This window comes from Pseudomonas sp. Rh2 (assembly GCF_040762985.1).
Classification (GTDB): domain Bacteria; phylum Pseudomonadota; class Gammaproteobacteria; order Pseudomonadales; family Pseudomonadaceae; genus Aquipseudomonas; species Aquipseudomonas taiwanensis.
The window spans coordinates 2,789,065-2,804,943 of sequence record NZ_CP142890.1 but is presented as its reverse complement, the minus strand read 5'-3'; the positions used below and the strand labels follow the sequence as shown (position 1 = coordinate 2,804,943).

The window sequence follows — 15,879 nt, the reverse complement described above, 5'->3', positions numbered from 1 at the left end:
TCAGGCCTCCTGCCACTGGCGACGCAACTGTTCGCGAACTTCGCGCGAAGCACGGCGGTTTTCACCCAGCAGGCGTGATGCAAGCGACGTGGAGCTGCCAATATCGCGCACGGCATCAGCCAGGCAGGCGCGCACCTGAGCCAGGTCCCTGACGCTCGGGGTCCGGGCGTTGTCGACCGACAGCCGCCGCCACAACAAGCCAAGCGACCCATAGCTGGCCAGGTCGTAGGCCATTGGCGGAACTTCGGCGGCCAGCACCTCCAGTGCCTCGACGCTGCGCAGGGTGATGCGCGCCGCGGCGGCCTTGCCCATGGCATGAACCATGACGCCGTCATCCTCCAGAGCAATCAGGCGCTGCGCCTGGTAGCCGTGGGCCAGGAACGCGCCAGACATGGCCTTGCCGACCAGCAGGCCTATCACCGGGTGGCCGGCCAGGCGCGCCTGGGCATAGGCGTGCACCGCGGCGGCCAAGGCCTGATGTATGCCCAACGCCTCCTCCCGTCGGCCGTAGGCCTGGCTCGGTACGTCAATGACGGCGACGATGGCACGTTTTTCACCCGAGCGATCGGCTTCCACAGCTTCGCTCACCGCCTTGGCCAAGCCCCAGCCTTCGAGTAGCCCAACCTCCCCCGAGCGCGCGCGGGGAAAGGGGTTGCTGGCATCTGGCACCACCGCGATGAAGCGCGCCAGACGATTATCCAGCTCACCATCGATCACCTGTATCGACGCCGGGTAACCAGGCAGAGCCTCACCTCCGGCCAGGCCGGGCAGCCAGTTCAAGGCACGGTTCATGAGATTGCTCCTTGATAGAGAGTTCGCACGGCAGCGGCGTCCAATTGCGGGCAGTCATCACCGAGGCTTGCCAGGCGATCGAGGAACCAGGCATGGCGAGCGACCCGATTGGCAGAGGGACTGTCGAGCAACTGCACCAGTCGCTGGCGGATACGGTCGACATCATCGGCAACGTAGGCGTCGACCAACCCGCAAGCATGACGCTGTTCACCGCCGGTCAGGCTCCAGATGAAAGGACGGTCCTTGGCGTCGTATTCCTCGATACCGGCTTCCTGTTCGATTACTTGGGGGCCGTTGAGCCCCAACCGGGCCTCGCGGGTGACCAGCAAGTGGCTGCACAAGCCAGCGGCGATGGACATGCCGCCGAAACAGCCGACCGAGCCTGCGATCAGGCCTACCACAGGTTGATGGGCGCGCAACTCGACGATGGCGGACTGAATCTCGGCAATGGCAGCAAGGCCCAGGTTGGCTTCCTGTAGGCGCACACCACCGGTTTCCAGCAACAACACCGCGCACGTGGGAATACCCTTGCGGTTATCCTCGATGGCCAACTCCAGCGCCCCAGCGATCTTGGCACCTCCTACTTCGCCCATGCTGCCACCCTGGAAGCCGCCCTCGATGGCCGCGATCACTGCACGTGTGCCTTTCAAACGGCCTTTGCCGATCACCACGCCATCGTCGGCCTGGGGCACGATGCCCTGACGCGGTAGCCAAGGCGACATGAGTCGGTCGAACGGGCCAAGCAGTTCGCGAAAGGTGCCAGGATCGAACAAGGCGCGGGCGCGTTGGCGTGCGCCGAGTTCGACGAAGCTGCGGCTGCGCAGCAGGCGGTCGATGTCAGTCATGGGCAATCTCCTCGAAACCTTGCTCCAGGCGCAGTCGCACCACTCCTGGAGTGGCGCCGAAATCGTGGATGTCGATCTTCACCGCCGGCAATGTGCGGCCTTCGAACAAGCGCTGAAACAGTTGCGTCCAGCGGGCGTCGCTGCCGTCGACCGAAGTTACCACCTGAATATCGAGGCGGCCGGCGGTGCCGGGCTCGATCAGTACCTCCAGGTCCCCGGAGCTGACGCACCCCACCAGGGTGCGGCCACGCCCCGGTCCGGCGGCGGGAAATTGAAACGTAAGGGTTTGCATGTCACAGGCTCCCGGCAAAGTCGAGGAACAGGCAAGCGGCCAACAAGTCGGCGGCACCGCCCGGTGAGGCATTCAGTTGCAGCAGTTGCATCTCCAGCTGACGCAGTTGCCGGCGCCCGCCGAGGGTGGCGCTGCCCCCAGCATCGAGCACGGCGCGGGCCCCCTGCTGGACCGTGGCCAGACCCTGTGGCCCAGCGCGCCAGAGGACGCAGGTATCGCTCAGTGCGGCCATGATCGCCAGCAAGGCGTCCAGACGGGCATGGGTTTCGCTGGCTCCGGCGGCGCGGCTTCGCAGCAGTTGCGGCAGGCCATGCTCGATGACGGCTGGGAAGCCTTGCTGAGCTTGCTCACGCGCCCCACTGGCGCCGTAGCGACGGCGTACCTGGTTGCCGTGGCTGTCCGGGGCGATGGCGGCCGGGTCGTCGAGCAGCGCAATACGCCCTGCGCGGGCGGCCACTACCTGGGCGCCTGCGCCAGGGTCCAGGGCGCAGGCCGCAACCAGCAGGCCAAGCGCCCAGATTGCGCCTCGATGGGTATTCACCCCGGCCGTGACACTCAGCATGGCGGCTTCGCCTTCACGGCCGATGCGACCGAGCGCGCCGCGCAGTGGCTGGTCGATATACCCATGATCCTGGGCAGCCTCGGCCATCTGTCGCAGACAAGGCCACAGCGCCATTGCCGAAGCATGCATCAAGCTCAGGGTCATGTCGTTGTGAGCACCGCTGCTGCGGCGGTCCACCAACCCAGGCTTGGGCGACAGGTCGGCCTCGTCGATCAAGGCCGCCACAGCGAGGTCGGCGAGGTGCTCGGGCAAGGTGATGGCCGATGACCGTTCGGGCCTCATCGCGGGCAAGCTCGCTCCTGCAGGAGGCTCAAGGCTCAGGGGGCGGCGCGATGGCCAATCCGATTGGGGATTCAAGGTTTCCATCACCAACTCCTGAAACGCGCAGGCGGGTTGTACAAACCGCCGGACCACTCCACCAGATCGGCGATGCTGCGCGCGGCGAGCAGTTCGCGGCCGGCGTCGGTGCGTCGAATGCCCAGGTCTTCGGGCAAAGCCACCAGGCCTTGCTGGCGCAGCCGCAGGGTGACTTTCGGGTCGTGACGCAGGCCGATGGCGGTAACCCCGGCCACGGCGGCGATCATCTGCTGACGTTGTTCAAGGCTGCGTGCCTTGTACAGGTAGGCGATGCCCTCTTCGGTCAACAGGTGGGTGACGTCGTCGCCGTAGATCATTACGGGGGCCAGGGGCATGCCGGTTTTCTTCGCGACCTCGACCGCGTCGAGCGTCTCGACGAAGGTGGGCTTACCGCCCTCCTGATAGGTCTCGACCATCTGCACCACCAGTTTGCGACCACGCTCGAGCAGGGTTTGCGGCACGGTCATGTCAAGCCAGGCCGGAGTAGCATGGCGCCGTCCCCTGGGGTCGTGCCCCATGTTCGGCGCACCGCCGAAACCTGCCAGGCGGCCACGGGTGACGGTCGAGGAATGGCCATCGCCATCGACCTGCAAGGTGGCGCCGATGAACAGGTCCACTGCGTATTGCCCTGCCAGTTGGCACATCATGCGATTGGAACGCAGCGAGCCATCGCGGCCAGTGAAGAACACGTCAGGGCGCTGAGCGATGTAGTCCTCCATGCCCAGCTCGGTACCGAAGCAGTGCACGCTTTCGACCCAGCCGGTCTCGATGGCCGGGATCAGGGTTGGGTGCGGGTTGAGGGTCCAGTTGCGGCAGATCTTGCCTTTGAGGCCCAGGGACTCGCCGTAGGTTGGCAGGATCAGTTCGATCGCGGCGGTATTGAAGCCAATGCCATGGTTGAGCGACTGGACCTGGTGCTTTTCGTAGATGCCACGGACGGCCATCATCGCCATCAGCACATGCACCGGCTTGATGTGACGCGGGTCGCGGGTGAACAGCGGCTCGATATAGAACGGCTTGTCGGCAACGACCACGAAATCGACCCAGGAAGCCGGAATGTCCACCCGTGGCAGGTCATCGGTACGCTCGACCAATTGGTTGACCTGGGCGATGACGATGCCATCGCTGAAGGCTGCCGGTTCCACCAAGGCCGGGGTGTCCTCGGTGCTGGGGCCGGTATACAGGTTGCCGTCGCGGTCGGCCATGAAACCTGCGACCAGGGTGACGTTGGGGATCAGGTCGACCAGCAGCCGCGAATACAGTTCGATGTAGGTGTGAATGGCGCCGACTTCCAGCAGGCCGTCTTCCAGCAGCTGGCCGATGCGCAGGCTCTGCGGGCCGGCGAAGGAGAAGTCGAGCTTGCGGGCGATGCCGCGTTCGAACAGGTCAAGGTGCTCGGCACGGCTCACGCTGGGCATGATCATGTGCAGGTCATGCAGATGCTCGGGGTCGGCCTTGGCCAGGGCGCGCGAGAGAAAGTCGGCCTGCTTCTGGTTGTTGCCTTCGAGCACGACCCGGTCGCCGGGAGCGATCAGCAACTCCAGGGCCTCGACGATCCGCTCGGTGGGCAGCACCACACTGTCGGCGAGGTGCCGGACCCGATCGAGACGACGCTGCTTCTCGGCGCGCCGCCTCGACCATTGCGGCGGTGGATTCGTTGTTATGGTCATGGGTGACTCCACGGTTCGCTGTCGTGGAGGCACATTAGGGCGGTACTGTCGGCTCGATCAATCAAGCTGGGTGCGTGATCGTTACGCTCAGGTTAACGATGGCGGGGCATTGAGCACCGTGACGACTGCAGGGGGATCAGCACGGCTTCGTCCACGCCAGTCCGGCTGACGCAACAGGCGAATCGGTACCTTGCGCAGCGCCTGCGCGACGGGCACGAAGCTGTCCGGTTTGTACAGGTATCTCGCCTTCGTCCTGCGGCGGCGAGCTTTCCCAGGCGAGGTTGTCGCCATCCCAGCCGTACAGGGTGTAACCGCAACCCAGTTCGCGCTGGCGCTTGGCGCGTTGCATCTGGTTCCAGCCGCTGCCCGCACGGGGATCGTCGTAGTGATGCGCGGTCGAGTGTTTGTGCAGGCGACGGCCCAGCGCGTCGTAGCTGTACGCCACGCTGAGCTTGCCATCGTCGAAGCGGACCAGACGGTCGAACAGGTCCCAGGTCAGGCGGGCCTTGTCGCCGTTATGCAGACGGTGGATGAGGTTGCCGCGTTCGTCGTACTGGTAATGCGTGCCGGCGTACTCGCGCAGCAGGTTGTCCATCAGCTTGTTGCGACGCGGGTCGCTTTCCAGCGGGCGGTTGAGTTCCTGGGTCTTCTGGTCCAGCAGGTTGCCGGCCGGGTCGAAGGCGAAGGTCTCGACACCCAGGCGACTGGTGGCTTGCAGCAGGCGGCCCACCGGGTCGTACTGATAGGCCAGGTGACCACGGCGGGTGTCGTGGATGTCGGTCAGCTGGCCGACGGCATCGTATTGATACTGGCGCTTGAGCAACGTGGACTTGCCGTCGTGGCTACCCAGCCATTGCGCCTGCAGGCGACCTGCCGGGTCCCACGCCTGGGTCTGCATCAGCTGGTTGCCCTGGTGCCGAACCACCTCACGGTGCAGAGCATCGCGCTCATAGGCCAGCAGCTCATGCTGGTCGATGGTCATGCCCAGCACGTGACCGCTGCCGTAGGTGAGCGTGCTGACCTTATGGCCATCGGGGCGAATCGTCGCCGTGCGCAGGTTCAGCGCGTCGTACTCGTGCCTCCACACCGCGACCATCGGCACAGCGGTCTTGAGGTAGTACTGATGCTCGCGAGTGAGGTTGCCCGCTTCGTCATGGAACCATTGCAGCTTGCTGTCGGCATTGACGGCCTGGATCAGCTTGCCGTTGCCGTCGTAGGCAAAGGTTTCTTCCTGGCGCTGGTCGCCCTGGCGGGCGACTCGGGAAACGATCCTTCCCACGGCGTCGAAGGACACCTGGGTAAGACGCTGACCGACCTGGGTGCTGGCCAGTCGACCGCTGTCCGGGTCGTACTGGTAGCGGGTGACCAAACCATCGAAGCCCTTTTCTTCCAGCAGGCGACCGACCGGGTCGTACAGGAACGTGGCCTTGCTGTCGTTCTCGTTCTCCAGCCCGATCAGGCGGCCCAGCTTGTCCCAGCGATAGCGCAAGCTGTGCTCGTTGGCGTCGACCCGTTCGACCAGTTTGCCGGCCGCGTCGTAGGACCAGGTGGTGCAGCGGTCCAGCGCGTCGACGTGGGCCAACAGGCGGCCTTCGGCATCGCGTTCGAAACGCTCTTCGGTGTTGTCGGGGTGGGTGACTTTCGCCAGCTGACCGGCCTTGTACACGTAGGTGGCCTTGTTGCCCGCCGCATCGGTGAACAGCACCAGACGACCGACGTCGTCGTACTCCCATTGACTGGTCTTGCCCGAGCAGTCGGTGTACTCGATCAGCTGGTCCGCCGCGTTGTACGCCAGCTTCTTCTCGTTGCCGTTGGCATCCTTGATCGCCTTCACCAGGCCCGAAGGCGTGTAGGCGAATTCGGTCTTGTTGCCCAGCGGGTCGGTGGTTTCGACCAGGTTGCCTTTCCGGTCGTAATCACGCAGCCACAGGCCGCCTTCTGCGTCGCGGATCTTGATCGGGTGACGACGGTCGTCGTAGGCAAAGTGCGTCTTGCTGTGGTCGGCACGGATATGGCGAATGACGCTGCCTTGATCGTCGTAGTCGTAGCGGTCTTCGCTGCCATCGGCGTGCACGTGGCGCAGGAGCTTCTTGCGCTCATCGCGGAACAGCCACTCGGAGCGTTCGTCCGGGTAGCGGATGCGATACAGGTGGCCCTGGATATCGTAGTAGTACCAGGTCTCCTGGCCGTGAGCGTCGGTGACGTAGGTCAGGCGGATGTTCTCGTCCCACGCCAGACGCGTGTCGTAGCTGCCGTCGTCGACCCATTCATGGATGGCCTTGGCCTGGGCGCTGCTGCCCTCCCATTCCAGGTTCATGCCGCGCCCGGTGCGGTCGGTGTAGCGGGTAACCAGGTGGTGCTGATACTGGTAATGCCAGGCGGCGCCGTTCTCGTCCTGGGCGGCGATCAGGTCGCCTTGGTCGTCGTAGTGGTAGGCGCAGAGCTGACGAAGCGGCTGGCCATCGCGCATTTCCCACAGGCCTTTGATATGGCCGTGATCATCGATCAGGGTGCCGAGGTGACGCAGCACGTTCTTCGCATCACCCTGGAAGGTGATGATGTCGGACAGCACCGGGCGGCCTTCGTGGCGATGCTCGTAATGCAGCATGCAGCCGGCGTCGTTCTCCAGCAGGATCTTGCGCAGGTAATAACGATCGCCCACGCGCAGGTAGTATTCCTTGCGCACGAACCCACGGCAGATCACCAGTTCGCTGTCGGTGCTGCGCACCAGCAGCAAGTCTTCGATGGCGTTGAACAGCGCCTTGCCGACCTTGGGCAGCTCGAATGCGTGGCTGCGGCCGTCGAAGTCGTGGAACAGCACGCCTTTGCCGACGATGTCGATGCGGGTGGTGAACTCGGTTACCCAACGAGCGCCCAGGCTGCCCTGGTCGTACTCGGCCAGGCGCGAGTGGTAGATCCGCTCCCACTCGATGGGAAATGGGCCAGGCAAGCTGAAATCGGTGTGCTGAATGAATTCCGAGCCCAGCGAGAAGCTGATGCTGTGGCCGGTACGGGCCTTCGGTTCAGCGGGGCACGGTGGACGCTTGGGGCTTGGGGTCTGCTCGGCTGGGGCCTGTTTACCCACGACAGCAAGCTCACCCTTGCTCTGCTCCCGCTCCACCTTGGTCACGGTATCCGGCTTGGCCACCCCTGGCTGGCCGTTCTTGTTGCGGCTGCGGAAGCCTGCCACCGCCCCACCCAGCACCGTCAGCATCCAGCCGATGCTCATCTGCGTCGCAGGATCGGACAGCTTGTTCAGCTGCGTGGCCATTTCCCCGCCCAGCGCTCGCAGCTGCCCGGTATTGGCCAGCACGCTGTTCTTGATGTCATCGGGCAACAGCTTGCTGGTAGCGCTGTTGGCCATGCCTTTACCAGCCGCCTTGCAGGCGCTGTGCACCGCCCCGAAGAAGTTGCTGATCGCCGCCTTGGGGTCGTTGAGCAACTGGTCGCTGGCGGCTGCCATCTGCTTGCTCGCCGCCGCCTTGTCGCCCTGGGCGTCGAGTTGGCCGAGCACGACTTTCTCCAGGCCCGTGGCAATTTCGCCAGTCACCTTGGTACCCAGATCGCCCGCGTCCTTGAGAATGCCGGCGATCTTTGGCTGTGCCTGGGTCACAAAGTCGTCGAGGGTCCCGGCGATGGTGGCGTTGAGGTGGCCCATCAGCACCGTGATCAGCGAGTCGCCCAGCAGCATCTTGGCGCTGTTGCGCAGCTCCTGGCGGACCAGGAACAAGGTCGGGCGCAAGCTCATGCGGGCGGCTGCCATGGTCGGCGGCGCCGGCAATACGCCGATCAGGTTGATGCCCAGGCTGACCCAGTCGAGCACCTGGCGGTGCTTGCTCTTGACCAGGGTGACCACATCGCCCAGGGCGTCGACCAGGGCCATGATGTTGCCCACCACCGGCAAGGCACCGGCCACGGTCTTGATCCGTTCGAGGGTGACGTAGCCGCTGCTGACCGACTGCAACCAGGCGTCGAAGGCGGCGGCGCCGCGGCCCACGTCCTTGGCGTCGATGGTGTTGAGCGGGGCGACCGCGACTTGCGCTTCGCGTTGCTTGGATTCGCCACTCATGCCAGCACCTCACTGCCCAGCGGGCGCTTGGCCGGGTTGGCGGGAGGGCTCAGCGTCGGCAGCGTGGGCAGTTGCACCTGTTGCAGCGCGGCCTGGCCGCTCTGGGCCAGTCTCATGCCGGTGCAGGCCAGGAGCTTGCCCTGGGCGGCGCGATGGATCAGGCCGTGCAGGCCACGCCCGCTGTCGTCGAGCTGGAGGAAGGCGGGTTTGTGTAGCAGGCGTTCCAGGTCCAGCGAAGGGCATTCGCTCACCAGCTCGAGGTCAATGGCATAGGCGTGGCTGATGGCTTCCGTGCCGTTGAAGGCGAGGACCTGGAAATCGTGCTCCAGGCCGTCGATGTGCAAGCTGAAATGGGTCTGGTTCGCGGCGGCAAACATCCCTGTCCTCCTTTAGGAAAACGTAGTGAAAACGACTGCGACCTGACAGGTGAACGTGGCAAGTCGCGGTGCGAGAACGGTACGGGGACGCGCTTCCCATGTATGTCAGATGCAGTTCGACACGACTCGTGGGATACGGACTACATCGGGCGAGATCGGTAAGCGTGACGTTTCACGGTGCAAGGATCGAAGGTGGCCAGCGACGGACGACGCGGGGACGCGACAGCGCTAAAGTTGCATGACTTGTCCGGAAGGCGCGCACATAAGGCAAAAATGCAGGACACCCCTGCAGATTTGTCGATTGTGCACGGTAAATTCGCATGCCACGATCCTGCGACACTCCAGCGCACTCCAGACTTCACTTGGAAAATCAATAACAAAGCAGGGAGAACGCGATGACCGCGCATGCTCACATCTCGGCAACGGATCACGTTTTGGCCGAGGTTCGCAACCACATTGGCCACCTCACCCTCAACCGCCCTACCGGCCTCAACGCCCTGACCCTCGACATGGTGCGCAGCCTGCGCCAGCACTTGGACCGGTGGGCCGAGGACGCACAGGTAAAGGCCGTGGTTCTGCGCGGCGAAGGCCCCAAGGGCTTCTGCGCCGGTGGCGATATCCGCTCGCTGCATGACAGCTTCAAGGCTGGTGACAGGCTTCACGAAGATTTCTTCGTCGAGGAATATGCCCTCGACCTGCTCATCCATCGCTACCGCAAACCGGTTCTGGTGCTGATGGACGGTTTCACCCTCGGCGGCGGCATGGGCCTGGCCCAAGGCGCGGACCTGCGCATCGTCACCGAGCGCAGCCGCCTGGGCATGCCCGAGGTGGGCATCGGTTACTTCCCGGACGTGGGCGGCAGTTATTTCCTGCCGCGCATTCCCGGTGAACTAGGCATCTACCTGGGGGTCAGTGGCGTGCAGATCCAGGCCGCCGATGCCTTGTACTGCGGGCTGGCCGACTGGTACCTGGCCAGCGACGCCCTCACTGCCCTGGAGCAAGGCCTGGATAACATCACGTTCGGCGAATACCCACTCAAGGACCTGCAAAACCTGATGGCCACCCTCGGCACCCAGACCCTGAACGATGCCCCTCTGGAAAAGCTGCGCCCCGTCATCGACCACTTCTTCGCCCAACCCGACCCGCTCGCAATCATCGAGCAACTGCGCGCGGTCAGCATCGGTGACAGTCGCCCGTGGGCCATAGCCACAGCCGACCTGCTGGAAAGCCGTTCGCCGCTGGCCATGGCAGTGACCTTGGAGATGCTGCGCCGAGGCCGCCACCTGGCACTGGAAGACTGCTTCGCCATGGAGTTGCACCTGGACCGCCAGTGGTTCCAGCACGGCGATATCATCGAAGGCGTACGCGCCCTGATCGTCGACAAGGACAAACAACCACGCTGGAATCCGCCGACTTTGAGCGGGCTGAGCCGCCAGCGGGTCGACCAATTCTTCGAAGGCCTGTGAGCCTGGGAGTACGCACATGCAAGACCTGGAACTGAGCGAAGAGCAGATCATGATCCGCGACATGGCCCGGGACTTTGCCCGCGGCGAGATCGCCCCCCACGCCCAGGCTTGGGAAAAGGCCGGCTGGATCGATGACGCCGTGGTGAAGAAAATGGGCGAACTGGGCCTGCTTGGCATGGTGGTGCCTGAAGACTTTGGCGGCAGCTACACCGACTATGTCGCCTATGCCCTGGCCGTCGAGGAGATCGCTGCTGGCTGCGGCGCTACCGGGGCGATGATGAGCATTCACAACTCCGTCGGTTGCGGCCCGCTGCTGGCTTATGGCACGCCCGAGCAGCAACAGGCCTGGCTACCGCGCCTGGCCAGCGGCGAAGTCATCGGTTGCTTCTGCCTGACCGAGCCGCAAGCCGGCTCCGAAGCGCACAACCTGCGCACCCGTGCAGAGCTGGTCAACGGCGAATGGGTGATCAACGGCTCCAAGCAGTTCGTCAGCAACGCCCGCCGTGCCGGACTGGCCATCGTCTTCGCCGTCACCGACCCGGAGCTGGGCAAGAAGGGTCTTTCTGCCTTTCTGGTGCCGACCGACAATCCGGGGTTCAAGGTCGACCGTAGCGAGCACAAGATGGGCATCCGCGCTTCGGATACCTGCGCGGTCTCCCTCGACAACTGCCGTATTCCGGCCGCCAACATCCTTGGCGAGCGCGGCAAGGGCCTGGCTATCGCCCTCTCCAACCTCGAAGGCGGGCGGATAGGCATCGCCGCCCAAGCTTTGGGGATAGCCCGCGCGGCATTCGAGGCTGCCCTTCTCTATTCGCGCGACCGTGTGCAGTTCGGCAAGCCGATCAATGAACACCAGAGCATCGCTAACCTGCTGGCCGACATGCAGGTACAGGTCAATGCCGCGCGCCTGTTGATACTGCATGCTGCGCGCCTGCGCAGCGCGGGCAAGCCGTGCTTGTCGGAAGCATCCCAGGCCAAGCTGTTCGCTTCGGAAATGGCCGAGCGCGTGTGTTCGATGGCGATTCAGGTGCACGGAGGCTATGGCTACCTGGAAGACTATCCGGTGGAGCGGTATTACCGCGATGCGCGGATCACGCAGATCTATGAGGGCTCGAGCGAGATCCAGCGGATGCTGATCGCTCGGGAACTGAAGCACTATCCGTTGTAGGCCCCCCGAAAACGAAGATGGCGCTGCCAAAGCAGCGCCATCACGGTCGTTACGAAGCCCAGTCAGTCATTCGCACTGACAACCTGCCCCGCTTTCTCTTCCTTGCCTCGGGTCGCCAGGCAGTAATAGAGCGGCACCGTCACCAACAAGCCAAACAGCCACGACAGGTCGGCCCCCTCGACGATGTTCGAGTAGGGCCCGACATACAGCGAAGTGTTGGCGAACGGCAACTGCACCAGGATCCCGCAGGCATAGGCGACAATCGCATGGTGGTTGAAGCGCCCGTAGATACCGCCATCGGCGCGGAAGATCGAGGCAATGTCGTACTGGCCTTTCTTGATCAGGTAGAAGTCGATCAAGTTGATCGATGCCCACGGTACGAGCACCAGCAGTAGCGCCAGGATCAGGCCGATGAACTGACCGATGAAGTCCGCCGATGCATTGAGCGCTACCAGGCCGCAGCCCACCAAGATCAGCGACGCCAAAATCACCCGCACCTTGATGCTCGGGGTCCACTGGGCGACGAAGGTCTGGATGGCCGTGACGATCGACAGCACCGCGCCATAGAGGTTGAGGGCGTTATGGCTGATGATGTTGAGCAGGAACAGCACCATCAGGATCGGCCCCAGCCAACCGGTGGCTTGCTTGACCGCGTCCATCGCATCGGTACCTTGCGGCACGCACAGCACCGCCACGGCACCGAAACTGAAGCACAAAATGGTGCCCAGTGTGGCGCCGAAATAGGTCGCCCAGAATGGCTTGGCGATGCCTACCTCACGCGGCAGGTAGCGCGAGTAGTCGGAGGTGTACGGCGAGAAGCTGATCTGCCAGATAGTGCCGAGCGACACCGTGGCGATGAAGCCTGACAGGTTGAACCCTCCGCGGCTGAAGAAGTCAGCCGGCAGCTGCTGGGCGAACATCATGATGAAGCCTGCCAGCAATGCCGAGCCCATCACCCAGGTGCCAATACGGTTCAAGGTGTGGATGAAGCGGTAACCGATCACACCAATGGCCGTTGCGCTCAGCGCACCAATGACGATGGCAGTGGGCATCGGCACGCTGGGGGCGATGCCATGGATCGACTTGCCCGCCAACACGATGTTGGAAATGAAGAAGCCCACATAAATGAGCGCCGTGAAGAACACGATCAGTAAGGCGCCATAGCGGCCGAATTGGCCACGGCTCTGGACCATCTGCGGAATGCCCAACTGCGGTCCCTGGGCAGAGGCCAAGGCGATGACCACGCCCCCGGCAAGATGACCCAGCACGATGGCGACCAACCCCCACAACAGATTCAGGTGGAATACCTGGACCACCATGGCGCCGGTGACGATGGGCAGGGGCGCTATGTTGGTGCTGAACCAAAGGGTGAACAGATCACGCGCCTTCCCATGGCGCTCGGCAGGTGGAACGTAATCGACCGTGTGATTCTCGACAAACTGGTGTTGCGACGACGGTTGGGACATAGGTTTTCAGCTCGAAAGGTCGTTTTTATCTTTGTAAGGAAACCGCGCGGGGCGGCCTCTCAGCTGAAGACCATATTATGGTATTCCAAACTTTTGACAACACTGATGCGGCTGAAAAATGTGTAACTGATCCGGTTCAGCAGCACCCGCAATGCTTGCTTGATTTTTTCAAAGCCGCTGTTCATGCGGCCTTGCGCCATTCATCGTGATTTTTACCCGGTGTAAAATTCCACTTGCAAATCGAGTATTACGGTATACCATCAGACACATCAACGATAAAAACCGCGGACCACCGCAGCCCTCTCGAGGTATTCGCCATGATCGATGCAACCGTCTACAAGCATGTCCTGGGCTCCTTCCCGTCCGGCGTCACGGTCATCACCACCCTGGACGACGATGGTTCGATCGTCGGCCTTACCGCAAGCGCATTTTCTTCCCTGTCCATGGACCCGCCGCTGGTGCTGTTCTGCCCGAACTACAGCTCCGATTCCTACCCGGTACTGATGCGCAACAAGCGCTTTGCCATCCACCTGCTCTCTGGCGAGCAACAGACCGAAGCCTACGCGTTCGCCAAGAAAGGCAAGGACAAGGCCGCTGGTATCGAGTGGACTTTGAGCGAGCTTGGCAACCCCATTCTGGCCGGCGCCACCGCCGTCATCGAATGCGAATTGTGGCGTGAATACGAAGGCGGCGACCACGCCATCATGGTCGGCAAGGTGCACAACCTGATCGTGCCCGAAGAGGCCCCACGGCCGATGGTCTACTGCCGCGGCAAGATGGCCAGCCTGCCCGCCTTCGCCTGAGCCACCTATCGTCATCAATGACGCCTGGCGCACCAGGCGACACCTTAAAGCTCCGAGGAAAGCCCCATGAAATTTTCGTTGTTCGTGCACATGGAACGTTGGGATGAACAGGTCAGCCATCGCCAGCTGTTCGAAGACCTGACCGAACTGACCCTGATGGCCGAGAACGGCGGTTTCAGCACCGTGTGGATCGGCGAACACCACGCCATGGAATACACCATCTCGCCGAGCCCGATGCCGCTGCTGGCCTACCTGGCCGCGCGCACCGAGAAAATCCGCCTGGGCGCCGGCACCATCATCGCGCCGTTCTGGAACCCTATCCGCGTGGCCGGTGAATGTGCCCTGCTGGACGTGATCAGCAACGGTCGCATGGAAGTGGGCCTGGCCCGTGGCGCCTATCAGTTCGAGTTCGACCGCATGGCCGGCGGCATGCCCGCCACCGACGGCGGCAAGGCGCTGCGTGAAATGGTGCCGGCCGTACGCAAACTGTGGGAAGGCGATTACGCCCATGAGGGTGAGGTTTACAAGTTCCCGACCTCCACCAGCGTGCCCAAGCCCGTGCAAAAAGGCATGCCCCCGATGTGGATCGCCGCGCGCGACCCGGACTCGCACAATTTCGCTGTGAAAAACGGCTGCAACGTCATGGTCACCCCGCTGATGAAGGGCGACGAAGAAGTGCTGGACCTGAAGAACAAGTTCCAGGCCGCACTCGACAACAACCCCGAAGTACCGCGCCCGCAACTGATGGTGCTGCGTCACACCCACGTACACAGCCCGTCGGAGCCCGAAGGCTGGAAGGTTGGCGCCCAGGCCATCTCGCGCTTCTACCGCACCTTCGACGCCTGGTTCGGCAACAAGACCACGCCGGTCAACGGATTCCTAGAGCCAAGCCCGGAGTCCAAGTTCGCTGAAGTGCCGGCGTTCGCGCTGGAGAATATCCGCAAGAACACCATGATCGGCACGCCGGAAGAAATCATCGCGCGCATCAAGTACTACCAGGAACTGGGCGTCGACGAGTTCAGCTTCTGGTGCGACAACAGCCTGCCCCACGCCGAGAAGAAAAAGTCGCTCGAACTCTTCATCAAGGAAGTGGTGCCGGCGTTCGCCTGAATTCCCATTGCCTGAAACCGTTGCGGGATGAGCCCGCTCCCGCGGGCCCTCGTGGCCCGCGTGAGCGGGCATTTTTTTGCATGGGCGGCGTTCCCATCGCCAGCCCACTGAAATCGAGAACAGTGCAGCACCTGCAGGTGCATGGCTACCCGCGAGAAGTCCAGCACAGACAGCCCAAAAACCAAGGGATCAGCCCACCTTTCGTCCCCCTGACCAGAGAAATTGTTCGGCACCTCTTGCACAACAAATATTATGGTATACCATCAGACAACAAGAGCTGATAACCCTCACCAGGAGCCCCCCATGAGTTTCGAAATCCGCAAGATCGTCACCTACTCCGAAGAGACCCGCATCGAAGGCGGCAAAGCCACCGACAAGCCAGTGACCATGGTCGGCCTGGCCGTGGTGATCAAGAACCCATGGGCCGGTCGCGGTTTCGTTGAGGATCTGAAGCCGGAAATCCGCGCCAACTGCTCCGAGCTGGGCGCGCTGATGGTCGAGCGCCTGACCGCCGCCATCGGCGGTGCCGACAAGATCGAAGCCTACGGCAAGGCCGCCGTGGTCGGCGCCGATGGCGAAATCGAACACGCTTCCGCCGTGATCCACACCCTGCGCTTCGGCAACCATTACCGCGAAGCCGTCAAGGCCAAGAGCTACCTGAGCTTCACCAACAAGCGCGGCGGCCCAGGCACCTCGATTCAGATCCCGATGATGCAGAAGGACGACGAAGGCCTGCGTTCTCACTACATCACCCTGGAAATGCAGATCGAAGACGCCCCGCGCGCCGATGAAATCGTCGTGGTCCTGGGCGCCTCCGACGGCGGTCGCCTGCACCCGCGCATCGGCAACCGCTACATCGACCTGGAAGAACTGGCTGCCGAAAAAGCCAACGCTCAATAACA

Annotated in this window: 11 protein-coding genes and 2 pseudogenes; 5 read left to right on the top strand and 8 right to left on the bottom strand. The window is 63.1% G+C overall.

The annotated features are described in order from the left end of the window. The 7 genes and pseudogenes from mdcE to VXM67_RS12605 form a co-directional block, all read right to left on the bottom strand. Nucleotides 1-792, bottom strand: a complete 792-nt coding sequence (gene mdcE, locus VXM67_RS12635) for a biotin-independent malonate decarboxylase subunit gamma (RefSeq protein WP_027907784.1) — start codon at nucleotides 790-792, stop codon at nucleotides 1-3. Further along, nucleotides 789-1,637 carry a biotin-independent malonate decarboxylase subunit beta gene (locus VXM67_RS12630; RefSeq protein ID WP_023380291.1) on the bottom strand — a complete coding sequence of 283 codons (849 nt, stop codon included), beginning with the start codon at nucleotides 1,635-1,637 and terminating at the stop codon, nucleotides 789-791. Before VXM67_RS12630 ends, mdcE begins: the two co-directional genes overlap by 4 nt. Beyond that, nucleotides 1,630-1,929: a malonate decarboxylase subunit delta gene (locus tag VXM67_RS12625; protein ID WP_023380290.1), complete on the bottom strand. Its 300-nt coding sequence runs from the start codon at nucleotides 1,927-1,929 to the stop codon at nucleotides 1,630-1,632. Before VXM67_RS12625 ends, VXM67_RS12630 begins: the two co-directional genes overlap by 8 nt. A gap of 1 nt (nucleotide 1,930) precedes the next feature. Beyond that, on the bottom strand, nucleotides 1,931-2,773 hold the full coding sequence (locus VXM67_RS12620) for a triphosphoribosyl-dephospho-CoA synthase (protein WP_023380289.1): 843 nt from the start codon (nucleotides 2,771-2,773) through the stop codon (nucleotides 1,931-1,933). 83 nt (nucleotides 2,774-2,856) lie between these two features. After that, the gene (gene mdcA, locus VXM67_RS12615) at nucleotides 2,857-4,518 is read right to left on the bottom strand and encodes a malonate decarboxylase subunit alpha (protein WP_023380288.1); all 1,662 of its coding nucleotides are present in this window, start codon (nucleotides 4,516-4,518) and stop codon (nucleotides 2,857-2,859) included. 156 nt (nucleotides 4,519-4,674) lie between these two features. Then, nucleotides 4,675-8,587: pseudogene (locus tag VXM67_RS12610) on the bottom strand (DUF6531 domain-containing protein); the annotation flags it as partial. Between the two features lie 134 nt (nucleotides 8,588-8,721). Continuing rightward, a pseudogene (locus tag VXM67_RS12605) lies at nucleotides 8,722-8,964 on the bottom strand (type VI secretion system tip protein VgrG); the annotation flags it as partial. A gap of 395 nt (nucleotides 8,965-9,359) precedes the next feature. Here VXM67_RS12605 and VXM67_RS12600 point away from each other — a divergent pair. Both VXM67_RS12600 and VXM67_RS12595 read left to right on the top strand, forming a co-directional pair. Continuing rightward, the gene (locus tag VXM67_RS12600; protein WP_023380272.1) at nucleotides 9,360-10,430 is read left to right on the top strand and encodes an enoyl-CoA hydratase/isomerase family protein; all 1,071 of its coding nucleotides are present in this window, start codon (nucleotides 9,360-9,362) and stop codon (nucleotides 10,428-10,430) included. Nucleotides 10,431-10,446: 16 nt separating this feature from the next. Then, complete coding sequence (locus tag VXM67_RS12595) at nucleotides 10,447-11,598, top strand: acyl-CoA dehydrogenase family protein (protein WP_023380271.1); 1,152 nt, start codon at nucleotides 10,447-10,449, stop codon at nucleotides 11,596-11,598. Nucleotides 11,599-11,660: 62 nt separating this feature from the next. Here the strand turns inward: VXM67_RS12595 and VXM67_RS12590 are convergent, their stop codons facing one another. Then, the gene (locus tag VXM67_RS12590) at nucleotides 11,661-13,064 is read right to left on the bottom strand and encodes a cytosine permease (protein WP_023380270.1); all 1,404 of its coding nucleotides are present in this window, start codon (nucleotides 13,062-13,064) and stop codon (nucleotides 11,661-11,663) included. A 317-nt stretch (nucleotides 13,065-13,381) separates the two neighbouring features. On the opposite strand from VXM67_RS12590, the gene VXM67_RS12585 reads away from it, so the two are divergent. The 3 genes from VXM67_RS12585 (at nucleotide 13,382) to VXM67_RS12575 (ending at nucleotide 15,877) form a co-directional block, all read left to right on the top strand. Then, nucleotides 13,382-13,867: a flavin reductase family protein gene (locus VXM67_RS12585; protein WP_023380269.1), complete on the top strand. Its 486-nt coding sequence runs from the start codon at nucleotides 13,382-13,384 to the stop codon at nucleotides 13,865-13,867. Nucleotides 13,868-13,933: 66 nt separating this feature from the next. Continuing rightward, a complete protein-coding gene (locus VXM67_RS12580; protein ID WP_023380268.1) occupies nucleotides 13,934-14,977 on the top strand; it encodes an LLM class flavin-dependent oxidoreductase in 1,044 nt (347 codons plus the stop codon). A gap of 303 nt (nucleotides 14,978-15,280) precedes the next feature. Next, entirely contained in the window at nucleotides 15,281-15,877 is a 597-nt protein-coding gene (locus VXM67_RS12575) for an amino acid synthesis family protein (protein ID WP_023380267.1), read from the top strand. Nucleotides 15,878-15,879: the final 2 nt, after the last annotated feature.